Annotated in this window: 25 protein-coding genes; 22 read left to right on the top strand and 3 right to left on the bottom strand. The window is 69.4% G+C overall.

The genetic code is table 11. From position 1 onward, the window contains the following. Window positions 1-52 precede the first annotated feature (52 nt). The 18 genes from VA613_RS07910 to VA613_RS07825 all read left to right on the top strand — a co-directional run bounded on the left by VA613_RS07910 (window position 53) and on the right by VA613_RS07825 (window position 15,685). Complete coding sequence (locus tag VA613_RS07910; RefSeq protein WP_324778560.1) at window positions 53-1,588, top strand: CYTH and CHAD domain-containing protein; 1,536 nt, start codon at window positions 53-55, stop codon at window positions 1,586-1,588. Window positions 1,589-1,628: 40 nt separating this feature from the next. Further along, complete coding sequence (locus tag VA613_RS07905) at window positions 1,629-2,081, top strand: SixA phosphatase family protein (protein ID WP_324778559.1); 453 nt, start codon at window positions 1,629-1,631, stop codon at window positions 2,079-2,081. A 128-nt stretch (window positions 2,082-2,209) separates the two neighbouring features. Then, entirely contained in the window at window positions 2,210-3,541 is a 1,332-nt protein-coding gene (gene fliF, locus VA613_RS07900) for a flagellar basal-body MS-ring/collar protein FliF (RefSeq protein WP_324778558.1), read from the top strand. After that, window positions 3,538-4,506, top strand: coding sequence for a FliG C-terminal domain-containing protein (locus VA613_RS07895; RefSeq protein WP_324778557.1), 969 nt, complete (start codon window positions 3,538-3,540; stop codon window positions 4,504-4,506). Before fliF ends, VA613_RS07895 begins: the two co-directional genes overlap by 4 nt. Then, window positions 4,503-5,114, top strand: a complete 612-nt coding sequence (locus tag VA613_RS07890) for a flagellar assembly protein FliH (RefSeq protein WP_324778556.1) — start codon at window positions 4,503-4,505, stop codon at window positions 5,112-5,114. The genes VA613_RS07895 and VA613_RS07890 overlap by 4 nt, the downstream gene beginning before the upstream one ends. Then, a complete protein-coding gene (gene fliI / locus VA613_RS07885; protein WP_324781230.1) occupies window positions 5,114-6,508 on the top strand; it encodes a flagellar protein export ATPase FliI in 1,395 nt (464 codons plus the stop codon). Before VA613_RS07890 ends, fliI begins: the two co-directional genes overlap by 1 nt. Further along, on the top strand, window positions 6,505-6,951 hold the full coding sequence (locus VA613_RS07880) for a flagellar export protein FliJ (protein WP_324778555.1): 447 nt from the start codon (window positions 6,505-6,507) through the stop codon (window positions 6,949-6,951). Before fliI ends, VA613_RS07880 begins: the two co-directional genes overlap by 4 nt. Beyond that, window positions 6,951-7,406, top strand: coding sequence for a hypothetical protein (locus tag VA613_RS07875; RefSeq protein WP_324778554.1), 456 nt, complete (start codon window positions 6,951-6,953; stop codon window positions 7,404-7,406). The genes VA613_RS07880 and VA613_RS07875 overlap by 1 nt, the downstream gene beginning before the upstream one ends. Then, window positions 7,399-7,734: a flagellar biosynthetic protein FliO gene (fliO, locus tag VA613_RS07870; protein ID WP_324778553.1), complete on the top strand. Its 336-nt coding sequence runs from the start codon at window positions 7,399-7,401 to the stop codon at window positions 7,732-7,734. The genes VA613_RS07875 and fliO overlap by 8 nt, the downstream gene beginning before the upstream one ends. Further along, window positions 7,731-8,459, top strand: coding sequence for a flagellar type III secretion system pore protein FliP (fliP, locus tag VA613_RS07865; RefSeq protein WP_324778552.1), 729 nt, complete (start codon window positions 7,731-7,733; stop codon window positions 8,457-8,459). Before fliO ends, fliP begins: the two co-directional genes overlap by 4 nt. A gap of 91 nt (window positions 8,460-8,550) precedes the next feature. After that, a complete protein-coding gene (gene fliQ / locus VA613_RS07860; protein WP_324778551.1) occupies window positions 8,551-8,805 on the top strand; it encodes a flagellar biosynthesis protein FliQ in 255 nt (84 codons plus the stop codon). Window positions 8,806-8,812: 7 nt separating this feature from the next. After that, window positions 8,813-9,556: a flagellar biosynthetic protein FliR gene (locus tag VA613_RS07855; RefSeq protein WP_324778550.1), complete on the top strand. Its 744-nt coding sequence runs from the start codon at window positions 8,813-8,815 to the stop codon at window positions 9,554-9,556. Window positions 9,557-9,608: 52 nt separating this feature from the next. Then, a complete protein-coding gene (zwf, locus tag VA613_RS07850) occupies window positions 9,609-11,003 on the top strand; it encodes a glucose-6-phosphate dehydrogenase (protein ID WP_324778549.1) in 1,395 nt (464 codons plus the stop codon). 114 nt (window positions 11,004-11,117) lie between these two features. Then, window positions 11,118-12,008: a 4-hydroxy-tetrahydrodipicolinate synthase gene (gene dapA / locus VA613_RS07845; RefSeq protein WP_324778548.1), complete on the top strand. Its 891-nt coding sequence runs from the start codon at window positions 11,118-11,120 to the stop codon at window positions 12,006-12,008. A gap of 53 nt (window positions 12,009-12,061) precedes the next feature. Further along, window positions 12,062-13,162, top strand: a complete 1,101-nt coding sequence (gene bamC / locus VA613_RS07840) for an outer membrane protein assembly factor BamC (RefSeq protein WP_324778547.1) — start codon at window positions 12,062-12,064, stop codon at window positions 13,160-13,162. A gap of 16 nt (window positions 13,163-13,178) precedes the next feature. After that, window positions 13,179-13,937, top strand: a complete 759-nt coding sequence (locus VA613_RS07835; protein WP_324778546.1) for an MBL fold metallo-hydrolase — start codon at window positions 13,179-13,181, stop codon at window positions 13,935-13,937. A 12-nt stretch (window positions 13,938-13,949) separates the two neighbouring features. After that, window positions 13,950-15,344: a DEAD/DEAH box helicase gene (locus VA613_RS07830; protein WP_324778545.1), complete on the top strand. Its 1,395-nt coding sequence runs from the start codon at window positions 13,950-13,952 to the stop codon at window positions 15,342-15,344. Next, window positions 15,341-15,685: a DUF3301 domain-containing protein gene (locus VA613_RS07825; RefSeq protein ID WP_324778544.1), complete on the top strand. Its 345-nt coding sequence runs from the start codon at window positions 15,341-15,343 to the stop codon at window positions 15,683-15,685. Before VA613_RS07830 ends, VA613_RS07825 begins: the two co-directional genes overlap by 4 nt. A gap of 34 nt (window positions 15,686-15,719) precedes the next feature. Here VA613_RS07825 and VA613_RS07820 read toward each other — a convergent pair whose 3' ends face one another. The 3 genes from VA613_RS07820 to msrB form a co-directional block, all read right to left on the bottom strand. After that, a complete protein-coding gene (locus VA613_RS07820; protein ID WP_324778543.1) occupies window positions 15,720-16,658 on the bottom strand; it encodes an MBL fold metallo-hydrolase in 939 nt (312 codons plus the stop codon). 80 nt (window positions 16,659-16,738) lie between these two features. Next, entirely contained in the window at window positions 16,739-17,443 is a 705-nt protein-coding gene (locus VA613_RS07815; RefSeq protein ID WP_324778542.1) for a ferredoxin--NADP reductase, read from the bottom strand. Between the two features lie 3 nt (window positions 17,444-17,446). Continuing rightward, entirely contained in the window at window positions 17,447-17,848 is a 402-nt protein-coding gene (gene msrB, locus VA613_RS07810) for a peptide-methionine (R)-S-oxide reductase MsrB (RefSeq protein WP_324778541.1), read from the bottom strand. A 206-nt stretch (window positions 17,849-18,054) separates the two neighbouring features. On the opposite strand from msrB, the gene VA613_RS07805 reads away from it, so the two are divergent. The 4 genes from VA613_RS07805 (at window position 18,055) to VA613_RS07790 (ending at window position 21,773) form a co-directional block, all read left to right on the top strand. Then, window positions 18,055-18,474: a rubrerythrin family protein gene (locus VA613_RS07805; RefSeq protein ID WP_324778540.1), complete on the top strand. Its 420-nt coding sequence runs from the start codon at window positions 18,055-18,057 to the stop codon at window positions 18,472-18,474. Window positions 18,475-18,552: 78 nt separating this feature from the next. Next, entirely contained in the window at window positions 18,553-19,884 is a 1,332-nt protein-coding gene (locus VA613_RS07800; RefSeq protein ID WP_324778539.1) for a heterodisulfide reductase-related iron-sulfur binding cluster, read from the top strand. Window positions 19,885-19,907: 23 nt separating this feature from the next. Next, the gene (locus VA613_RS07795) at window positions 19,908-20,492 is read left to right on the top strand and encodes a DUF3501 family protein (RefSeq protein WP_324778538.1); all 585 of its coding nucleotides are present in this window, start codon (window positions 19,908-19,910) and stop codon (window positions 20,490-20,492) included. A gap of 75 nt (window positions 20,493-20,567) precedes the next feature. Beyond that, window positions 20,568-21,773, top strand: a complete 1,206-nt coding sequence (locus VA613_RS07790; RefSeq protein ID WP_324778537.1) for a cyclopropane-fatty-acyl-phospholipid synthase family protein — start codon at window positions 20,568-20,570, stop codon at window positions 21,771-21,773. The last annotated feature ends 8 nt before the right edge of the window (window positions 21,774-21,781 follow it).

Genomic DNA, 21,781 nt, shown 5'->3' with positions numbered 1-21,781 from the left:
TATGGGTCTCCTCGATAATAAGCGGGCGTCCAATTTGCAATATGACACTTAAATGACCGGTGCGCATCCGCAGGAAGTCGAACTCAAGCTCGCGCTGCCGCCGGCGCAGGTCGGCGCGTTCCTGAAGCGCATGGCGCGGCGGCGCGCCGAGCCGCTTGAGCAGGAGCTCGTCACGCGCTACTTCGACACCCCGGACTTCGCCCTGAGTGCCCGCGGCGTCGCACTGCGGGTGCGGCGTTCGGGGCGGCGCTGGCTGCAGACGCTGAAGACCGAGGGCGAGCGCAGCGGCGGGCTGTCGCGGCGGATCGAATACGAAATCGCCGTGACCGGCGGCACGCTCGACTGGGGCCGCTTCCCCGCCGAGGCGCGGGCGTTCGTGCCGGAGGCGCTGCGCGGGTGCGTCGTCCCCGTGTTCGAGACGCGCTTCCATCGCACCGCCTGGCTCGTGCGGAGCCGCGCCGGCGCGCAGATCGAAGTCGCACTCGACGTCGGCGAGGTCGTTGCGGGCGGGCGCCGCCAGCCGCTGTGCGAGATCGAGCTCGAATTGAAGTCGGGGCAGGCCGACGCGCTGTTTGCGCTGGCGCTCGACTGGGCGGGCGACTTCGGCTGCCTGCCGTTCGACGTCAGCAAGGCCGAGCGCGGCGTGCGGCTGGCGCACGGGCTGGCTGCGGCCCCGGTCAAGTCCGCGCCGATCGAGCTCGATGCGGAGATCAGCGTGGAGGCAGGCTTCGCCGCGATCGTGCAGGACTGCCTCGCGCAGTTCCAGGGGAATCTGCCGGCGCTGTTCGATGCCGGGCCCACGGCGCTTGACGACATCGAGTATGTGCATCAGGCACGCGTGGCGCTGCGGCGGCTGCGCGCGGCGCTGCGGCTGTTCCGCCGCGTGTGCGCATTGCCGGACGAATTGACGGCGGGATTGCGGGCGCTCGCCACCGCGCTGGGGCCGGCGCGCGACTGGGACGTGCTGTGCGCCGAGACCCTGCCGGCGATCGCGCCACATTGTCCTGACGCGGCGGCGTGGCAGGCGGGGATGGCGGCGCTCGAGGCGCGGCGCGCGGCCGTGCATGCGGCGATGCGTGCGGCGCTCGCGGAGGCGCAGCCGGGCGCGTGGCTGCTGGCGATGCAGCGCTGGCTGCAGCGGCAGGGCTGGCGGGCCGAGGCGCGTGAGGCGCAGCGCTTCGCGCAAGGTGCGCGACTCGACGACTGGGCCCGTCTTGCCCTGAGGCGCGGTCATCGTCGCGTCGCCCGTGACGCGCGGCGGTTCGCCGCGCTGGAGCCTGCGGAACGGCATGCGCTGCGCATCGCGATCAAGCGCCAGCGCTACGCCGCCGAGTTCTTCCAGTCGCTGTTCGTCGAGCGGCCGAAGCGCCAGATGCGCTATCTTGCCGTGCTGCGCGACGCGCAGGACAGCCTGGGCTGCGCGAACGACGTGTGCATCGCGCGGGCGCTGCTGGCCGCACACGCGACCGGGCCCGGACCGATGCGCGACTTCGCGCTGGGCTGGCTGGCCGCGCGGGAGGTGGGCGTGGTCGATGACGCCGGCGCCGGACACCTGCGCGACTTCCTGGCGCTGAAACCGTGGTGGTAGAAGGACGTCCCATGTCGACCGATATTGCGAGGAGAAGCGGATGGATCTGATTTTGTGGCGGCATGCGGAGGCGGAGGACGGCGTTCCCGACCTCGGCCGCGAGCTCACCGAAAAGGGCCGCAAGCTGGCGGCGCGGGTGGCGGACTGGCTCAATCCGCGCTTGCCCGAGGACATCCGCATCCTGGTCAGTCCGGCGGCGCGCGCGCTGCAGACGGCGCAGGCGCTGGGCCGCGACTACACGGAGTCGCCGGCGGTGGCGCCGGGCGCGCGCGCGGACGAGGTGCTCGCCGCGGCCGGCTGGCCCGATGGCGTGCACCCGGTGCTCGTCGTCGGCCACCAGCCGACGCTGGGGCAGGTGGCGATGCAGCTGCTCGCCGGCCAGCGCGGCGACCTCGCGGTGAAGAAGGGCGCGATCTGGTGGTTCCAGGGCCGCGAACGGGGCGGGCAGCTGCAGGTCGTGCTGCGCGCGGTGGCGACGCCGGACTGGCTCTAGTGCCGTTCCCCGGCGCAGCGGCATGCAGCCATTTGCGCGCCGGTTCAATATAATCGCCGCGTGAGTATCCAAATCATCCCGCGTGAAGCGATGCGGCCGGACCCGGCCGGACAGACGAGGTGCGTCCCGTGCCGGGCTGGCTGAGCGGCCTGCGCGACCTGATCGCCGAAGCGAGCCCCTGGCGCCGCGTCATGCTGGCCCTGCTGGTGCTGCTGCCGTTCGCCGGGCTGGCGGCGGCCTACGTCTGGTTCAATCCTCCGGTCTACCGCGTCCTCTACGCCCACCTGTCCGACCGGGCGGGAGGCGAGGTCATCGCCGCGCTCGACCAGCTCGACATCCCCTATCGCCTGTCGGCGCGCGACGGCAGCATCGAGGTGCCGGCCGAGGAACTGCACGTCGCCCGCTACCGCCTCGCGGCGCGCGGGCTGCCGCGCTCGGATGCCGATGCGCAGGATGCGGTCGAGCGCGCGCCGCGCTTCGGCGCCTCGTCGCTCGAAGAGCAGCAGCGTTACCAGCATGCGCTCGAGATCGACCTCGCGCGTTCGATCCAGTCGCTCGACGCCATCGAGCTGGCGCGCGTGCATCTCGCCTTGCCGAAGGTCTCGCCTTTCCTGCGCGACGCGCCGGCGGCGACCGCCGCGGTGCTGGTGCGGCTGCGCCCCGGCGCACGGCTCTCGGCCGACCAGGTGGCGACGATCCAGACCCTGGTCGCGGCGAGCGTGCCGCGCATGAAGCGCGCCGACGTGCAGGTGCTCGATCCGCACGGCGTCCTGCTTGGCGGCGGCGCGCCGGAGGTGGTGCAGTCGCGGCGGCTGGCGGTCGAGCAGGACCTGGCGCGGCGGGTGCTCGCGGTGCTCACGCCCTGGCTCGGCAAGGACCGGGTCAACGTCCAGGTGACGGCCACGCTCGACGACACCGACGTGCAGCAGACCGAGGAGCGGATGCGCACCGTCGTTGTCGCTGGGCAGGCGCGGCCGCTGGAGAAAACGGTGCGCACCACGCATACGCCGGAAGGCCGCGTGCGGCGCGTGAGCGCGATCGTGATCCTGGGATTCGAGGCCGGTGCCGATGAACTCGCGCGCGCCGGCCAGCTTGCGCGCGAGGCGCTCGACCTGCAGCCGGCGCGCGGCGACACCCTGAATGTCTATGCGCTGCCGGTTGCCGCGACCGCACAGCCGTCCGCGGCGCCGCCGGCGGCGCCCGCGCCGCGGCCGATTCCGCGGCTGCCGTCGCCCGCCGTGCCGCAGGCTTCGCCCGCATGGCCGCTGTGGGCGCCGGCGGCAGGAGCCGCCGTGCTGCTGCTGATCGTGCTGGCCGTGTGGCAGCGCACCCGCCGCCCGCCCGCGGTCGAGGCGCCGCAGCGCGACGATCTCGACGACGAACTGGCCGCCGCCCGCAGCCAGGTGCTCGCCAACCCGCGGGTGACCGCCGACGTCATCAAGTTGTGGATGCGCGCATGAGCCAGCCCGGCATCGACAAGGCGGCCGCCCTGCTGCTCGCCCTCGGCGAGGAAGCGACCGCCGCCGTGTTCCGCTACCTGAGCCCGCTCGAGATCAGTCGCATCGGCGCCGCGATGCGCGAAGTGGGCGTGCTGCCGCGCGAGCGCGTGCGTGCGATCCTGCGCGACTACGCGGCCGAGGCCGCGGAGCAGACCGGATTCGCCGCCGACACCGGCCGTTTTCTCGACGACGCGCTGAAGCAGGCGTTCCAGCCGGAACGGGCGCAGGCCATCCTGCAGCGCCTCGGCGCGCCCGGCGCGCAGGCGCTCGAGAAGCTGGCATGGCGCGAGCCGGCCGAGATCGCCGGCCTGCTCGACGGGCAGGCGCCGCAGCTGATCGCGGTGGTGGCGGGGCAGCTGCCGCGCGACGTCGCCGCGGCGGTGCTGGAACTGCTGCCCGGGCCGACGCGCGCCGACACGCTGCTGAGCCTCGCGCACAGCGAGACGCCGAGCGCCGACATGCTGGCCGAACTCGACGACTGGCTGGCGGGGCTGGAAGCGGCCGCCGCGGCGCCGCAGGGCGAGGCGGCGGTGGCGAGCCTGCTGGGACAGATGAGCGAAGGCAGCGCGGCGGCCGCGCTGGTGCAGCTCGACCGCAACGATGCCGACCTGGCGGCGCGCCTGCGTGCGCGCAACCTGGGGTTCGAGGACCTCGCACGCCTGCCCGAGGCCAGCCGCAAGACCTTCCTGCGCAACATCGGCGCGCGTACGCTGCTGCATGCGCTGAAAGGCAGCGATGGCCGCGTGCTGGACGCGCTGACGGCAGTCATGAGCCCGACCGCGGCGCAGCGCATGCGGACCGACCTGGACACGCTCGGCGCCGTGCCGGTGACCGCCATCCAGGCGGCGCAGGACGAGGCCGGCGCGACCTTGCGGCGGCTCGCCGCCGAGGGCGCGATCCTGTTCCCGGATGAGGAGGCGGCATGAGCACACGCGACGACGGCACGCGCGACGACCGGACGGCGTTCGAGCAATGGGAGGTGGTCGAGCTGGCGGTGGCGAACGGCGACGCACCGGCCGTGCCGGACCCCGAGGCCGAGCTCGCGGCCCTGCGCGAAGCGGCGCGCGCGGAGGGCTATGCCGAAGGCATGGCGGCGGGGCGCACCGAGGGCGAGCAGGCATGCAGCCGCATGAAGCAGCTCGCCGAGAGCTTCTCCTCGACCCTCGACAACCTCGATTTCCGGCTCGCCGACATGGTGCTGGAACTGGCGCTCGACGTCGCGCGCCAGGTGGTGGCGGGCGAACTCGCCGTGCGCCCGGAGCGCATCCTCGACGTCATCAACCTGGCGCTGAAGCAGATGGCCGAGACGACCCGCGAGGCCCGTCTGCTGCTGCATCCCGACGACGCCGCGCTGGTGCGCCCGCACCTCGACCAGGTGCTCGACAAGAACCGCCTGCGCATCGTCGAGGACGTGCGCATCGTGCGCGGCGGCTGCCTGATCGAAACCTCGCAGGGCGACCTCGACGCCACCCTGCCGGCGCGCTGGCGGCAGGTGGTGCAGATGCTCGGCAGCAACCAGGGCTGGCTCGAGTGATGGACCGCATCGTGCGCCTGCGCGAATACCTGGCCGACTGCCGACGGGCGGTCAGCTGGGCGACGCCGATCGCGTCCAGCGGGCGGCTCACGCGGGTGTCGGGCCTGGTCATGGAAGCAGTGGGCCTGCGCCTGCCGGTCGGCAGCCAGTGCCACATCCACATCCCCGGCGGCCAGAGCATCGAGGCCGAGGTCGCGGGCTTTTCCGGCGACCGCCTGTTCATCATGCCGGCCACCGACATCTATGGCGTGATGCCGGGGGCGCGGGTGGTGCCGGACAATCCGATGGCGGCGCAGCCGCCGCGCCCCGGCATGCGCTACATCCCGCGCCGCCGGGCCCAGGACCGGGTGCGCCAGGTGCCGGTCGGCGACAGCCTGCTGGGGCGCGTGCTCGACGGCGCCGGACGGCCGCTCGACGGCCTCGGACCCTTGTCGCTGGAACGCCGCGTGCCGCTCTACAGCCGTCCGATCAACCCGCTCGAGCGCGCGCCGATTCGCCAGACGCTCGACGTCGGCGTGCGCGCGCTGAACGGCCTCCTGACGGTCGGACGCGGCCAGCGCCTCGGCCTGTTTGCCGGCTCCGGCGTCGGAAAAAGCGTGCTGCTCGGCATGATGGCGCGGATGACCGAGGCCGACGTGGTGGTGGTGGGGCTGATCGGCGAGCGCGGCCGCGAGGTGAAGGAATTCATCGAGCGCATCCTCGGCGCCGAGGGCATGGCCCGCGCCGTGGTGGTGGCGGCGCCTGCCGACCATCCGCCGCTGATGCGGCTGAACGGCGCGGCATACGCGATGTCGATCGCCGAGTATTTCCGCGACCAGGGCAAGCATGTGCTGCTGATCATGGATTCGCTCACCCGCTACGCCATGGCGCAGCGCGAGGTGGCGCTGGCGATCGGCGAGCCGCCTGCGACCAAGGGCTATCCGCCGTCGGTGTTCGCCAAGCTGCCGCAGCTCGCCGAGCGTGCCGGCAACGGCCGCAGCGGCAGCGGATCGATCACCGCGTTCTTCACCGTGCTGATGGAAGGCGACGACCAGCAGGATCCGATCGCCGACGCGGCGCGCGCGATCCTCGATGGCCACATCGTCCTCTCCCGCGATCTCGCCGACGCGGGCCATTATCCCGCGATCGACATCGAGGCCTCGATCAGCCGGGCGCAGCCCGACCTGCTGTCCGACGAGGCGCTGGAGCGGACGCGCCGCTTCAAGTATCTCTATTCGCGCTACATGCGCAGCCGCGACCTGCTCGCCGTCGGCGCCTACGTCCCCGGCGCCGACGTGGTGCTCGACGAGGGCGTGCGGCTTTATCCGCGCATGCAGCAGTACCTGATGCAGGGCATGCGCGAGCACTCGACGCTGGACGAGGCGCGCGCCGGCCTCGAGGAGGTGCTCGGATGAAGCCGTTCGCGCTGGCGCGCGTGCTGCAGCTCGCCGAACGGCGCAGCGAAGCGCTGGCGCGCGCCGTCAAGCTCGCCCACGGCATGTGGCTGCGTGCGCGCGGCCATCAGGTGCAGCTGCGCGCGCTGCGCGACGCACGCATCGTGCAGCTGGCGGGCGAGCTGCGCGGCGGCGTGCCGGCCGCGCAGCTGCGGGAAACCCATCGGCTGCAGTGCGCGCAGGCCGAAGACATGCTGGCGGCGCAGGCCGCCATCGACGCCGCGCATCGCGAATGGCAGGCCCGGCTGGCCGAGTGGCTGCAGAGCGAACAGCGGGTGAAGGCGCTGCGTCTGCTGGAACAGCGCCACCGGGCTCATGCCGCGGTTCAGCAGAGGCGTCTCGAGCAGCGCGACCACGACGAGCTGGTCGAGCTGACGCATCGGCGCGAGGGCGGGGGACGCTGATGGCGCTGCACGGGCTCACGCCGGCGGAAGTCGCCTTCCTCACCGCGCCGGGCGACGGCCTCTCCGAGCGCCTGACGCGCAGGCTCGCCGCCATCCTGAGCGCACGGCTGCAGCTGCCCGTCCGGCTGGAGGCCTGCGTGGCGCCCGCGCCCGCAGCGGCCCCGGCGCATCCCGCGTGGCACCCCGATCCGGCCTTGAGCGCGCTGTGGCTGACGCGCCGCCTGGGTGGGCGCCGCGTGGCCGGCGCGGCGCCCTTCGTGCCCGGCACCTGCATCCGCACGCTGGATGCCGCGCTGGCCGAGTGCTGGCTCGATGCGCCGGCGCAGGGCACGTTGCCGCCCGTGCTCGCGTGGCGCATCGCGGCCGATTCCACCGAGGCGGGGCTGGTCGTGCAGCTGCCGTCTTCCACCGACGACATGACGCGCTGGGCGCGGGAGGTCATCCGGCATGGCTAGATTCTGGGGGGCAGGGGGGCTCCTGCTGGTTCCATCCTGGGCGCTCGCGGCGACGAGCCCGGCGGCGGGCATGGCGACGGTGCTGCTCAGCCTCGTGCTGATCCTCGGCGGCTTTGTCGCGGTCGCCTGGCTGGTGCGGCGCTACCTGCCGGGCGCCGGCGCCCAGGGCGTGGTCAAGGTGGTGGGGACCACGGCGGTCGGCGCGCGCGAACGCGTCGTCGTGGTCGAGGTCGACGACACCTGGCTGCTGCTCGGCGTGGGCGGCGGCAACGTGCGGCTGCTGCACACCCGGCCGAAGCCGGACGGCGGTGCGGAGCGCATGCGATGAAGGCGCTTGTTTTCCTCCTCGCGCTGGCGCTGGGCGCGCCGGCCTGGGCCGGCGACGCCAGCGTGCCCCTGCTCGCCGTGACGCCCGGCGCCGGCGGCCAGGTGATCGGCGTACCCGGCGCCAGCCTGCCCTGGCTGCTGCTGTTCCCTTTCCTGCCGGCGCTGCTGCTGGCCTTCACCGCCTTCACGCGGATCGCGGTGGTGCTGTTCCTGCTGCGCCAGGGGCTCGGCAGCCCGACCGCGCCGCCGAACCTGGTGCTGACCGGGCTCGCGCTGCTGCTGACGATTTTCGTGATGTCGCCCGCCCTGAAGGCGATCAACGCCGACGCCTACCAGCCCTATCTGGCCGGTACGCTGGGCTTCGAGGCGGCCGCCGAACGCGCCGCGGCGCCGCTCAAGGCCTTCATGCTGCGGCAGACGCGCGCCGAGGACCTCGGCCTCTTCACCGAAGACGACAAGCGCATCGATCCCAAGCGCGTCGAGACGGTGCCGCTCGCTGCGCTGGCGCCGGCCTTCCTGACCAGCGAACTCAAGACGGCCTTCCAGATCGGCTTCATGGTCGTGCTGCCCTTCCTGGTGATCGACCTGGTCGTGGCGGCCGTGATGACCGCGCTGGGTATGGTCATGATGCCGCCGCAGCTGGTTTCGCTGCCGCTGAAGCTGCTGCTGTTCGTCACCGTCGACGGCTGGCACCTGCTGGTCGGTTCGCTGATCGGCAGTTTCTGATGGCCATGGCGAACCCTGGCCGTCCCCCTCTCCCCACCCTCGCCCCGAATGGGGGAGGGGGACAAGGTTTCGCTGCGCGAGGAGAGCTTTGATGGAAGACCTCGCCCGCGACGCGCTCTGGCTGGTGATCCTGCTCGCGGCGCCGCTGCTGCTCGCGGGGCTGGTCACCGCCTTCCTCGTCAGCCTGTTCCAGGCCGCCACGCAGATCCTCGAGCCGACCCTGTCCTTCGTCCCCAAGCTCATCGTCGTGCTGCTCGTGCTGGTGCTGCTGGGCGGCTGGATGGGCGGACAGCTGCTGGAGTTCGCGCGCACCCTGCTGACGGGTTTCCCGGGCCTCGTCGAATGAGGCAGCCATGCCGCTGAGCGAGGCGAGCGCGTCGGTGTGGCTGTTCGCCTTTGCCCGGGTTGCCGGCTGGGCGGTGTTCGACCCGCTGGTGGGGCGCCTGCCGTTGAAGCTGCGGCTGTTCCTCGCGGCGGTGCTCGCCGCTGCGCTCGCGCCCGGGCTCGCAGTGGGCGCCGTGCGTCCCTTTTCCGTGCCGGGCCTCCTGGGGCTGGGCCTCGAGTTCGGCTGGGGCGCCGCGGTCGCGCTCTGCGTCTGGCTGGTGTTCGCCGCGGTGGCGGCGGCGCTGACCTGGAGCGGGCACACCGCGACTGCCGGCCTCCTCAATCTCACCGCGGAGCAGGCGACGGTCACGGACGCCGCCTGGCGCGCACTCGCCGGCTGGCTCGCGGCGATGGCCTTTCTCGGCGCGAGCGGCCATCTGCTCGTGGTGCATGCCTTGCGCGACAGTTTTGCCGCCATGCCCGTCGCGGCCCTGCCGGGCGGTGCCGACCTGCGTGCGCTGGGCGAGGCGGGCAGCTGGCTGTTCGTCACCGGCGTGCAGCTCGCGCTGCCGATGCTGGCGCTCGCGCTGCTGATCCAGCTGGCCTTCGGCATCGTGGCGCGCACCACGCCCGGCCTGAACATGTTCTCGATCGGGCTGGGCGTCGCGGCGCTGGGGCTGATGGTCGCGTGGATATGGGCGGTGCCGCTCCTGATCCAGGGCGTGAGCGCGGGCGTCGCGCAGCTGGCGGATTGGCTCGGACGGCTCAGCTAGGGGCGTGCGGGCGCGGCGCCGTCCGCGCGCAATCGACGGAGGGGGAGCAAAAATGACGGATGACATGCAATCCGATGCCTTGGTGCTGTTCGGTGCCACCGGCGATCTGGCGCGGCGCAAGATCTTTCCGGCCTTGCACGACATGCTGCGGCACGGCCGCACCCTGCCGCCGGTGATCTGTGTTGCGCATACGCCGGGGTGGGATCTCGACCGCCTGCGCGAGCACGCGCACGCGGGTATCCGCGAGTTCGGCGGCAGCGTGGACGAGGCCCTGTTCCGCAATCTCGCGAGCCTGATCACCTACATCAACGGCGACTATGAGGATCCCGAGACCTTTGCCGCGTTGCGCCGCGCGCTCGACCGACGGCAGCGCCCCCTGCATTACTTCGCCATCCCGCCGGCGATGTTCTCCGTGGTGGTGCGCGGCCTGCAGGCGGCCGACTGCACGCGCGGCGCACGCGTGGTCGTGGAAAAACCCTTTGGGCGCGACCTCGAGTCGGCGCGTTTGCTGAACGCCACGCTGCACGAGGCGCTGCCCGAATCGGACATCTTCCGCATCGACCACTACCTCGGCAAGGAGGCGGTGCAGAACATTCTGTATTTTCGCTTCGCCAACTCCTTCCTCGAGCCGATCTGGAACCGCAACCATATCCGCCAGGTGCAGATCACCATGTCGGAGGATTTCGGCGTCGCGGGGCGTGGGCGCTTCTACGATTCGGTCGGCGCGATCCGCGACGTGCTGCAGAACCATCTGCTGCAGATTCTCGCGTTGCTGGCGATGGAACCGCCGCTCGGCACGAGTGCCGAGGCGGTGCGCGACGAGCAGGCCAAGCTCCTGAAGGCGATCCGCCCGCTGGCGCCGGGTGACGTGGTGCGCGGGCAGTACGACGGCTATCGGGGCGAGGAGGGTGTGGGGCGCGGCTCCGATACCGAAACCTTTGCCGCAGTGCGCTTTTTCATCGACACCTGGCGCTGGGCCGGCGTGCCCTTCATCGTGCGCACCGGCAAGCACCTGCCGATCACCACCACCGAACTGCGCGCCGAATTCCAGCTGCCGCCGCAGCGCGTGTTCGCGCTGTCCGAATCCGGGCCGCTGGCTCCCAACTACCTGCGCATGCGGCTGTCGCCGACGGTCTCGATCGCGCTCGGCGCCCGCACCAAGAATGTCGGCGATCGCATGGTCGGCCGCCCGGTCGAGCTCTACGTCTGCAACAGCCACCCGGACGAAATGAGCGCCTACGAGCGCCTGCTTGGCGACGCCATGGACGGCGAGGCGATGCTGTTCGCGCGCCAGGACGCGGTCGAGGCGGCCTGGCGCGTGGTCGAGCCGGTGCTTTCGCACAGCGATCCAGTGTGCGGCTATGAGCGCGGCACCTGGGGGCCGCCGGAGGCGGACCTGCTGCTGGCGGGCGGTCGCTGGCACAATCCGCGTCCGCCGCAGCGGTGAGCCGGCCGCGCGGCGGGACACGACCAGACCCGCGAGATCGATTAGAATGCTGCATTTGACATTGCAGCGCCGGCCAGGCCGGCGCCTGTTTGGAGCACACGCGGCGGACCCAGTATGGCAGACATGAATACGCTCACCGGCAGCCTGGTTGCGATCGTCACCCCCATGGGGGACGACGGGGCGCTCGATCTCGACGCGCTGCGCAAGCTCGTCGACTGGCACATCGCGCAGGGGACGGACGGCATCGTCATCGTCGGCACCACGGGCGAATCGCCGACGGTCAGCTACGATGAACATTGCCTGCTGATCCGCACCACCGTCGAACAGGCGGCGGGGCGCGTGCCGGTGGTCGCGGGCACCGGCGCGAATTCCACGGCCGAGGCGATCGAGCTCACCGAATGCGCGAAGGCGGCGGGCGCGGCGGCCGGCCTGTCGGTCGTGCCGTACTACAACAAGCCGACCCAGGAAGGGCTCTACCAGCACTACAAGAAGATCGCCGAGTCGGTCGACCTGCCGCTGATCCTCTACAACGTGCCCGGCCGCACGGTCGCCGACCTGTCCAACGACACCGCGCTGCGGCTGGCCCAGGTGCCCGGCATCGCCGGCATCAAGGACGCCACCGGCAACATGGAGCGCGCCGCCGACCTGCTGCGCCGCGCACCGAAGGATTTCATGCTCTACAGCGGTGACGACGCCTCCGGCCTGCCGTTCATGCTGCTCGGCGGGCACGGCGTCATCTCGGTCACCGCCAACGTCGCCCCGAAGCTGATGCACGAGATGTGCGCGGCGGCGTTCGACGGGAACCTGGCGCGGGCCCGCGAGATCAACAACCTGCTGCTGCCGCTGCACAGCAAGCTGTTCGTCGAGGCCAACCCGATACCGGTCAAGTGGGCGTGCGCCGAGCTTGGCCTGATCCCGTCGGGCATGCGCCTGCCGCTGACGCCGCTGTCTGCCGGCCTGCACGACACCGTGCGTGACGCGCTGCGCCACGCCAGGCTGATTTAGCGCCGCGCGATGCGTCGGCCGGTTTGATGTAAACCATCCACTTAGGACCCCTTATGCGTTTATTGCCCCTGTTTCTGATGGTTAGCGTGGCCGTGTCGGGCTGCGGCATCATGGAAACCAAGAAGATCGACTACAAATCGGCGCAGAAGGCGCCGACGCTGGAAGTGCCGCCGGACCTGGTGGCGCCGACGGCGGACAACCGCTACGCGATCCCGGATGCCCAGGGCGGCGGAACCGCCACCCTGTCGGCCTACAGCGCCGAGCGCAAGACGGAGCCGGCCGGGGCACAGACACTGCTGCCGACCGAAGACAAGGTCCGCATCGTGCGCGCCGGCAGCCAGCGCTGGCTGGTGGTGAACGCGACGCCGCAGCAGGTGTGGCCGGTCATCAAGGACTTCTGGCAGGAGAACGGCTTCATCATCAACCTGGAGTCGCCCGAGACCGGCATCATGGAAACGGACTGGGCGGAGAACCGCGCCAAGATTCCGCAGGACATCATCCGCCGCACCATCGGCAAGGTGATCGACGGCCTCTATTCCACGCCCGAGCGCGACAAGTTCCGCACCCGCATCGAGACCGGCAAGGACGGCACCGAAATCTACATCAGCCATCGCGGCATGAAGGAGGTCTACGCCACCGAAGGCAAGGACAAGACCGTGTGGGAGCCGCGCGACCCCGATCCCGAACTCGAGGCGGAGATGCTGCGCCGGCTGATGCTGCGCTTCGGCGTCGAGAAGAGCCGCGCCGATGCCCTGCTGGCGCAGAAGCAGGCGCCCGAGCAGGCGCACCTCGTCCAGCAGGCCGGTGCACCGGTGCTGCAGATGGACGAAGCCTTCGACCGTGCCTGGCGTCGCGTCGGCCTCGCGCTGGACCGCGTCGGCTTCGCCGTCGAGGACCGCGACCGCTCCAAGGGCATCTACTACGTGCGCTACATCGATCCCGACGCCGACAACGCCAGCAAGCGCGACGACGGCATCCTCGCCAAGTTCGCCTTCTGGCGCAGCAAGAAGCCGAAGGCCTCGCCGCAGTTGCAGGTCGTGGTCAGCGAGACGGGCGAGAAGAGCGAGGTCAGCGTCACGGCCGCCGAGGGCAAGCCCGCGGACGAGAAGACGCGCAACCGCATCCTCAATCTGCTCTACAAAGAATTGAAGTGATGCGGGTGCCGGCCTGATGCGCTTCGCCAGCCTCGGCAGCGGCAGCGAGGGCAACGGCCTCGTCGTCGAGGCCGGCGGCACGCGGGTACTGATGGACTGCGGGTTCGGGCTGGCCGACAGCGTGGCGCGGCTGGCGCGCCTGGGCCTTCGGCCGGACGAGCTGGCGGGCATCGTGGTCACGCACGAGCACAGCGACCACATCGGCGGGGTGGGGCGGCTCGCGCGCAAGCATCGGCTGCCGGTCTGGCTCACCGCCGGGACGTGCGCAATGGCGCAGGATCTCGATGGCGTGCCGGTGCAGGTGATCGACAGCCATGCGCCGTTCGCGGTGGGCGACCTCGAGATCCAGCCGTATCCGGTGCCGCATGACGCCCGCGAGCCGGTGCAGTATGTTTTCGGCGACGGCGATCGCCGGCTCGGCGTCCTGACCGACACCGGCTGCAGCACGCCGCATATCGAGGCGATGCTGGCCGGCGTCGACGCGCTGGTGCTCGAGTGCAACCACGACGCGGCGATGCTGGAGAACGGGCCTTATCCGGCGAGCCTCAAGCGCCGGGTGGGCGGGCGCTTCGGCCATCTGGAGAACGGCCAGGCGGCGGCCTTGCTGGCGAGGCTGAAGCACGCCAAACTGCGATGCGTGATGGCGGCGCATGTGTCGAAGACGAACAATACCGCTGCGCTGGCGCGGCGGGCGCTCGCGCAGGCGCTGGACTGCGCCGACGCCGACGTCCCGGTGGCCTGCCAGGCGGCAGGGTTTGACTGGATCGAGATTTGACTGGACAGCGTTTTGACGACCTTTGCTGAACTCGGGCTGGCGCCCGACATCCTGCGTGCCCTCGACGAGATGGGCTACGCTTCGCCGACACCGATTCAGGCGCAGGTTATTCCGCGCGCCTTGCAGGGGGGCGACATCCTCGGCGCGGCGCAGACCGGCACCGGCAAGACCGCGGCCTTTGCGTTGCCGCTGATCCAGCGCCTGTTGCCTTTCGCCAACACCAGCACCTCGCCGGCCAAGCATCCGATCCGCGCGCTGATCCTCACCCCCACGCGGGAACTCGCGATCCAGGTCGAGGAAGCCATCCAGGCCTACACCAAGCACGTTCCGCTGCGCTCGCTGGTGGTGTACGGCGGAGTCAACATCAATACCCAGATCCCGATCCTGAAGACCGGCGTCGAGATCCTCGTCGCCACGCCCGGCCGCCTGCTCGACCACGTGCAGAACAAGACGCTGATGCTGACCCAGGTCAACACGCTGGTGCTCGACGAGGCCGACCGCATGCTCGACATGGGCTTCATGCCCGATCTCAAGCGCATCGTCGCGCTCTTGCCCGCGCAGCGGGTGAACATGATGTTCTCGGCGACGTTTCCGGAAGAGATCCGCAAGCTCGCCGACAGCATCCTCAACAATCCGACCTTCATCGAGGTGGCGCGCAACGTCACGGCGGTGACCGTCACGCAGGTGGTGCACCCGGTGCACCAGGAGCGCAAGCGGCAGCTGCTGGCACATCTGATCAAGAGCCGTGATCTTCGACAGGTGCTGGTGTTCACCGGCACCAAGCTCGGCTGCAACCGCCTCTCCAACGAGCTCAACAAGGCCGGCATCCATGCTGACGCGATCCACGGCGACAAGACGCAGCAGGAGCGCATCAAGGCGCTCGACGCATTCAAGGCGGGCAGCATCCGCGTGCTGGTCGCCACCGATGTCGCCGCGCGTGGCATCGACATCGAGGCGCTGCCCTATGTCGTCAACTACGACCTGCCGCACAACGCCGAGGACTATGTCCACCGCATCGGCCGCACCGGACGCGCGGGGGCCAGCGGCGAAGCGATCTCGCTGGTCAGCGAGGCGGAGACGCGCTACCTCAAGGACATCGAGAAGCTGATCGGCAGCACGGTCGAGGCGGTGATCGTGCCGGGCTTCGAGCCCGGCGCGGCGGACGTGCCGGCCTACGACTCGCGTCCGCCCCGGTCCGAACGCCATGGCGAGCGGGAGCGGGATCGGGAACGCCGCGCACCGCGCGCCAGGCCAGCGGCGCCGCGCGATGCGCTGTTCGACGCGCCCTATGTTCCGAGCGAAGCGCCGCGCAGCGAAAGCGCACCGGCGCTGACGCGCCCGGCGCCGAAGAAGCAGGTCGCGGCGCTGTTCCGCAGTCCGGTCAAGCCCGATTCCGCCGGCCAGTGAGTGGCGAGATCCTGCTGCTCGCCGCCCTCGGCGCGCTCGGCTGGTACTGGTATGCGGGGCTGCAGGTGCGGGAGCAGGCGGTGGCCGTCGGTCGCCGCGCCTGCCGTGACGCCGGCGTGCAGTTCCTCGACGACAGCGTGGCGCTCGGCCGCATCCGCCTGGCGCGCAACGGCGACGGGCAGCTGCAGTTCCGGCGCGACTACCGTTTCGAGTTTTCCGACACGGGGGACAACCGCCGCCCCGGCGTCGTCCGCATGCTCGGCGACCACGCCGAGTGGGTGAGCCTGGACCGTGACTGGCAGCCCGGTGCGCTGGCCGGCGTGACCCGGCTGCGCGACTGAACGCAAGCCGCCGCGCATCGGCGGCGACTCCTGTTTATTCCTGTTCGATTTCGAGGATCGCCAGGCTGATCTGCTGGCCGAGGTTGGTGTCCCACTCCGGCCAGTCACGGAACGCCTTCAGTTTCTCGGCGATCACGGGCTTCATTTCGTAATCGCTCTTGCCTTCGTCGTACATGCGACGCACTTCGGAGACCAGCGTCTCGAACCAGACCTTCTGGTCCTCGACGAAGGTGCGGTCGCCGGTGCGGCCGTGGCCGGGGACGTAGAGGCGGGCATTCAGGGCGAGCGCACGGTCGGTGGCCTTCAGGACGCCCTTGAAGGTGCCGTCGCGCAGGTTCATCACCTGATGGTCGAGCACGTTGTCGGCGGTGAAGAGGATGCGGTCCTGCGGCAGCTCGATCATGAGGTCGGTCTTGCTGTGGGCGTCGGTCGAGGAATGGATGCGGAAGATCTTGCCGCCGATGCGGAATTCCTGGCCGTCGGCCGCCGCGATCGTGGGAATCTCCGCGCGGGTGCCGTCGGTGTAGCCGCCGGTCATGTCCGACATCAGCTTGATCCAGAACGCGCCGGCGCCGTCGTGCGCCTGCTTGATCATGTCGGGATGCGCGATCAGGGTCGCCTTCGGCCACGCGTCCAGGATCGCCTGGTTGCCGAGCCAATGGTCGCCGTGGACGTGGGTGTTGAACACGTGGGTGACCGGCTTCTGCGTCGTCTTGCGCAGTTGCTCGACGACCATGCGGCCGGCCTGCACGCTGGAGCCCGGGTCGATCACGACGACGCCGTCGTCGGTGACGACCCACGCCGGATTATTCATGAAGCTCTGGTTTTCGCGCGACGGCACGCCCTGCGGGCCGTGGATGACGTAGACGCCGGGGCTGACCTGCTCGGCCGGATAGGGCCGCACGACGTCGTCGGGGCCGGCGAGGGCCGCGCTGCTGAGGACAAGGGTGGCGAGGAGGGCAATGATGCGCATGGGGTTCTCCGAACAGGAAACGCGCTTAACCTTACACGAGCCGGGGGAATGCTTGAATAGCCGAATCGAACCAGTCCGGCCTACCACCATTTCTCGAAAATGATGCGGCTCATCGGCACGCCGAGTTCATGCAGCAGGACGCTCAGGTCCTCGACCATGCCCCGGGGGCCGCACAGGTAGTAGAGGGTGTCGTCCGGCGCGTCGAGCGCATGCAGCTTGACCGGATCGATGCGCCCGGTCAGGCCGTGCCAGGCCGGATCGGGCTGCGTGACGGTGACGCTGACGTGCAGGTTCGGGTGCGTGCGCGCCGCGGCATCCAGTTCGTCGCGGAACAGGATTTCGCGGCTGTCCGATACGCTGTACACCAGATGCGCCCGGGTGGGCAGGCCGGCGTCGCGCACGTGGCGGAAGATCGAAAGCAGGGGGGTGATGCCGACGCCGCCGCCGATCAGCACGACGTTGTCACTCATCTCGGGCAGGTAGACGAACGGCCCCTGGCCCTGGCTCACGCGCACGCGGTCGCCGACCGCTGCGCGCTCGTGCACCCAGCGTGAGAGCGGGTGCCGCCCGCTCGCCTTGATCGCCAGTTCGATCTCGCCGCGGTGGATCGGCGAGGTGGTGATCGAGTAGCCCGAGGTCCAGGTCGTGCCGTCGGCGTCGACGCTGAGATCGACCCACTGGCCGGGCAGGAAGCGGAAGGCGGGATCGGATATCGTCAGGCGCAGGACGCGAATGCTGGGCGTGGCGGCCGTGATCGCCGCAATGCGGGCGTCGAAGATATGCAAGGTTCAGTCCTGTTTTTTGCGGAACGTGAGCGCGGCCGAATTGATGCAGTAGCGCAGCCCGGTGGGCGCCGGGCCGTCGGGGAAGACGTGGCCCAGGTGCGAGCCGCAGCGGTGGCACAGTGCCTCCACGCGGACCATGCCGTGGCTGCTATCGCGCTTTTCCGCCACCGCGGCGGGATTCACGGGCTGGTAGAAGCTCGGCCAGCCGGTGCCGGAATCGAATTTGGTATCGGACGAGAACAACTGCTCGCCGCACGCGGCGCAGCGGTATTCGCCCGCCTCGTGGTGGTCCCAGTACTCGCCGGTGAAGGCACGCTCGGTGCCGTGCTCGCGCAGGATGCGGTATTGCTCGGGGCTGAGTTCGGCGCGCCACTCGGCGTCGGTCTTCGTCTTGTCAAAGCTCATGGCGGTTCTCCGATGAGTCGTGAGTGTACAACGAGGTTGACAGCGTCATCGCAGCCGGTTTAATCTTCGTTCAGGTATTAGACTTAGTCTAAAAACCGGATTTCATCCACGGCCCGGCCTGCTATACATAAGGGGTCGGGCGCGCCAGACAGGGTGAAAATTTCAGTGCTGCAAAGCATGTCTATGTAAACCAAGGAGATCAGGTTATGCAACTCAAAGGTTCGAAAACCGAAGAACATCTGAAGGCCGCGTTCGCAGGCGAATCGCAGGCCAACCGCCGCTACCTCTACTTCGCAGCCAAGGCCGACGTCGAAGGCTACAACGACGTTGCCGCCGTCTTCCGCTCCACCGCCGAAGGCGAGACCGGCCACGCCCACGGCCACCTGGAATACCTGGAAAAGTGCGGCGACCCTGCCACCGGCATGGCCTTCGGACCCACCGCCGACAACCTGAAGACCGCCATCGCCGGCGAAACCCACGAGTACACCGACATGTACCCGGGCATGGCCAAGGATGCGCGTGCCGAAGGCTTCGACGAGATCGCCGACTGGTTCGAGACCCTGGCCAAGGCCGAGCGCTCGCACGCCAACAAGTTCCAGAAGACCCTGGACAGCCTGGGCTCGTAATTCCGCCCGTGCCGAAAGCGGGTCGGCCACGGCCCGCTTTTTTTGCCCCTGATTTTCATAAGACCAACTGGAGTTCGCATGAGCACCCGCGAAGGCAGCCTCGAAGCCCCCACCCGTCATCCGCTTGATTGGACCAACCCGGATTTCTACAGCGAGGACAAGCTCAACCACGAGCTCGAGCGGATCTTCGACATCTGCCACGGCTGCCGCCGCTGCGTCTCGCTGTGCACCGCGTTCCCGACCCTGTTCGACCTGGTCGACGAGTCCTCGACCATGGAAGTCGACGGCGTCGCCAAGTCCGACTACTGGAAGGTGGTCGACGAGTGCTACCTGTGCGACCTCTGCTACATGACGAAGTGCCCCTACGTGCCGCCGCATCCGTGGAACCTCGATTTCCCGCACACGATGCTGCGCGCCAAGGCGATCAAGTTCCGGAAGGGCGGGACGACCTTCCGCGACAAGCTCCTGTCGAGCACCGACGCGATGGGCAAGCTCGCCTCGATCCCGGTGGTGGTGCAGGCGGTCAACGCCAGCCTGAAGAGCAAGCCGATCCGCAAGATCGTCGACGGCGTGCTCAAGATCCATCCCGACCGCAGGCTGCCCGAATACGACAGCGCGAAATTCCGTTCCACCGCGAAGCCGCGCAGCGACTTCCCGGTGAAGGCCGGCGAGAAGACGCCCGGCAAGGTGGCGATCTACTCGACCTGCTATGTCAACTACAACGAGCCCGGCATCGGCCACGACCTCATCAAGCTGCTGACGCACAACGAGATCCCGCACGTGCTGGTGGAGAAGGAGGCGTGCTGCGGCATGCCCAAGCTCGAGCTGGGCGACCTCGATGCCGTGGCGCGGCTGAAGGAAACCAACATCCCGCATCTGGCGAAACTGGCGCGCGAGGGCTACGCGATCCTCACGCCGGTGCCGTCCTGCACGCTGATGTACAAGCAGGAACTGCCGCTGATGTTCCCGCACGACGCCGACGTGCAGGCGGTTAAGGAGGCGATGTGGGACCCGTTCGAATACCTGATGGCGCGCAGCGCCGACGGCCTGCTGAAGACCGACTTCAAGTCGCCGCTCGGCAAGGTCGCCTACCACGTGCCCTGCCACCAGCGCGTGCAGAATATCGGCAACAAGACGCGCGACGCGCTGCAGATGGCCGGTGCCGAGGTGACGCTGGTCGAGCGCTGCTCGGGCCACGACGGCACCTGGGGCGTCAAGACCGAGTTCTTCGACAAGTCGATGAAGATCGGCAAGCCGGTGTTCCGCCAGATGGCCGAGCCGCAACCCGACTACGTGAGTTCCGACTGCGCGATCGCCGCGCGTCACATCCTGCAGGGCATGGGCGAAGCCGCCACCGCGCAGAAGCAGCACCCGATCACGCTGCTGCGCATCGCCTATGGCCTCGAATGAATCAACGCTACAAGGAGAAACCCATGCCGCAGATCACCCGTGACAGCCTGCTGACCCTCGAGGGCTATGCCAAGGTGCGCCCAACGATGCGCGCCGAAATCATCGCGCACAAGAAGACGCGCATGGTCGAACTGGGCGGGCACGTCACGCTGATTTTCGAGGACGAGAAGACCATGCGCTACCAGATCCAGGAGATGCTGCGCGCCGAACGCACCTTCGAGGAGGCGGGCATCCAGGACGAACTCGACGCCTACAATCCGCTGGTTCCGGACGGCACCAACTGGAAGGCGACCATGATGATCCAGTACTCCGACCCGGACGAGCGCAAGGCGGCGCTCGCCAGGCTGAAGGGCATCGAGGACCGCGTGTGGGTGCAGGTCGCCGACCAGCCGCGCGTGTATGCCATCGCCGACGAGGATCTCGAGCGCGAAAACGAGGAGAAGACGTCCTCGGTGCACTTCCTGCGCTTCGAGCTCGATGCCACCTCGATCGCCGCCGCCAAGTCGGGCGCTGCGATCCGCATGGGCATCGACCTGTCGGCCTACACCGTGGAGTCGTTCACGCTGCCGGAGAACGTTCGGGCGGCGCTGGTGGTCGATCTGGCTTGAAACACGGTTTTATTTACTTACATTGAATGGGTGCAGTAATGCGGTAGCAGGGACATGGCCTGAGAGGAGGGCGCGATGCTGGATCAGATGTTGGTGAATCAGGTGCGGCGACGGGTGGAAGGCGCGGATCTTCCGCTCGTGGTCGAATTGTGGAACGGCCAGCAGCTGGGAAGGCGCGATGCCGCGGCCGTGCGCGTGAAGCTGCGCCAGGCCGCAAGCCTCAAGGCGATGGCCGCGCCCAGCATGGGTGCACTGGCGCGGGCCTATGTCGAGGGCGACCTCGATCTCGACGGCAACATCCGCGACATCCTGGCCCTGGGCGACCGTTTGTGCAACGCGGCCCATGCGAAGCCGAAGCCGTCCGCGGACCGCTGGAAATGGTGGCGCCACACCCGCAGCACCGACCGCCGCAACATCCAGTACCACTACGACGTCTCCAACGACTTCTACGGTCTCTGGCTCGACGCGCGGCGCGTCTATTCCTGCGCCTACTTCAGGTCGCCCGACATGAGCCTCGACGCCGCCCAGGAGGCCAAGCTCGATCACATCTGCCGCAAGCTCGACCTCAAGCCCGGCGAGCGCTTTCTCGACATCGGCTGCGGCTGGGGCGGCCTGCTGCTGCACGCCGCCGAACGCTACGGCGTGCAGGCCGTCGGCATCACGCTGTCCGATGACCAGCATGCCTATGTTTCCGGGCAGATCGCCGCGCGCGGCCTTGCCGGCCGGGTCGAGGTGCGCAGGATGGACTACCGCGACGTCCCGGAGACCGGTGCCTACGACAAGATCGCCAGCGTCGGCATGTTCGAGCATGTCGGGCGGGCGAACCTCGCAACCTATTTCGACAAGATCATGAGCCTGCTCAAGCCGGGCGGGCTCGTGCTGAACCACGGCATCACCTCGGCGGCGACCGAATCCGGCGGCCTGGGCAGCGGCATCTCGGAGTTCATCGACGACTACGTCTTCCCCGGCGGCGAGCTGGTTCATGCGTCGGAAGTCCTGCGCGCGGCCGCGCACAGCGGACTCGAGTGCCTCGACAGCGAAAACCTGCGTCCCCACTACGGGCGGACGCTGTGGCACTGGGTCGGCCGGCTGGAACAGCGTGCCGACGAGGCGCGCCGCCTGATCGGCGAGCAGAAATACCGCATCTGGCGGATCTACATGGCGGGCTCGGCCTACGCCTTCGACCACGGCTGGATGGAACTCTGGCAGGTGCTGGCCGGCAAGGGCGTGCACGGCAGCCAGCCGAACTATCCCTACACGCGGGACTTCATCTACCGCTGAGCGCGGCC

The organism is Thiobacillus sp. SCUT-2 (genome assembly GCF_035621355.1).
In the GTDB taxonomy this organism is placed as follows: Bacteria; Pseudomonadota; Gammaproteobacteria; order Burkholderiales; family Thiobacillaceae; genus Thiobacillus; species Thiobacillus sedimenti.
Note: the sequence above shows the minus strand (reverse complement) of the source record. Positions and strands in the feature narration are given on the sequence as shown.

Excerpts from the sequence above, each read along its gene's own strand:
- VA613_RS07795 (WP_324778538.1), top strand. The coding sequence starts at position 19,908 with ATGCCGCAGATCACCCGTGACAGCCTGCTGACCCTCGAGGGCTATGCC.
- dapA (WP_324778548.1), top strand. The coding sequence starts at position 11,118 with ATGGCAGACATGAATACGCTCACCGGCAGCCTGGTTGCGATCGTCACC.
- VA613_RS07835 (WP_324778546.1), top strand. The coding sequence starts at position 13,179 with ATGCGCTTCGCCAGCCTCGGCAGCGGCAGCGAGGGCAACGGCCTCGTC.
- VA613_RS07790 (WP_324778537.1), top strand. The coding sequence starts at position 20,568 with ATGCTGGATCAGATGTTGGTGAATCAGGTGCGGCGACGGGTGGAAGGC.
- VA613_RS07880 (WP_324778555.1), top strand. The coding sequence starts at position 6,505 with ATGAAGCCGTTCGCGCTGGCGCGCGTGCTGCAGCTCGCCGAACGGCGC.
- VA613_RS07890 (WP_324778556.1), top strand. The coding sequence starts at position 4,503 with ATGAGCACACGCGACGACGGCACGCGCGACGACCGGACGGCGTTCGAG.
- bamC (WP_324778547.1), top strand. The coding sequence starts at position 12,062 with ATGCGTTTATTGCCCCTGTTTCTGATGGTTAGCGTGGCCGTGTCGGGC.
- VA613_RS07820 (WP_324778543.1), bottom strand. The coding sequence starts at position 16,658 with ATGCGCATCATTGCCCTCCTCGCCACCCTTGTCCTCAGCAGCGCGGCC.
- fliQ (WP_324778551.1), top strand. The coding sequence starts at position 8,551 with ATGGAAGACCTCGCCCGCGACGCGCTCTGGCTGGTGATCCTGCTCGCG.
- VA613_RS07855 (WP_324778550.1), top strand. The coding sequence starts at position 8,813 with ATGCCGCTGAGCGAGGCGAGCGCGTCGGTGTGGCTGTTCGCCTTTGCC.
- zwf (WP_324778549.1), top strand. The coding sequence starts at position 9,609 with ATGACGGATGACATGCAATCCGATGCCTTGGTGCTGTTCGGTGCCACC.
- msrB (WP_324778541.1), bottom strand. The coding sequence starts at position 17,848 with ATGAGCTTTGACAAGACGAAGACCGACGCCGAGTGGCGCGCCGAACTC.
- VA613_RS07805 (WP_324778540.1), top strand. The coding sequence starts at position 18,055 with ATGCAACTCAAAGGTTCGAAAACCGAAGAACATCTGAAGGCCGCGTTC.
- fliI (WP_324781230.1), top strand. The coding sequence starts at position 5,114 with ATGGACCGCATCGTGCGCCTGCGCGAATACCTGGCCGACTGCCGACGG.
- VA613_RS07875 (WP_324778554.1), top strand. The coding sequence starts at position 6,951 with ATGGCGCTGCACGGGCTCACGCCGGCGGAAGTCGCCTTCCTCACCGCG.
- fliP (WP_324778552.1), top strand. The coding sequence starts at position 7,731 with ATGAAGGCGCTTGTTTTCCTCCTCGCGCTGGCGCTGGGCGCGCCGGCC.
- VA613_RS07905 (WP_324778559.1), top strand. The coding sequence starts at position 1,629 with ATGGATCTGATTTTGTGGCGGCATGCGGAGGCGGAGGACGGCGTTCCC.
- VA613_RS07800 (WP_324778539.1), top strand. The coding sequence starts at position 18,553 with ATGAGCACCCGCGAAGGCAGCCTCGAAGCCCCCACCCGTCATCCGCTT.
- fliO (WP_324778553.1), top strand. The coding sequence starts at position 7,399 with ATGGCTAGATTCTGGGGGGCAGGGGGGCTCCTGCTGGTTCCATCCTGG.
- VA613_RS07910 (WP_324778560.1), top strand. The coding sequence starts at position 53 with ATGACCGGTGCGCATCCGCAGGAAGTCGAACTCAAGCTCGCGCTGCCG.
- VA613_RS07895 (WP_324778557.1), top strand. The coding sequence starts at position 3,538 with ATGAGCCAGCCCGGCATCGACAAGGCGGCCGCCCTGCTGCTCGCCCTC.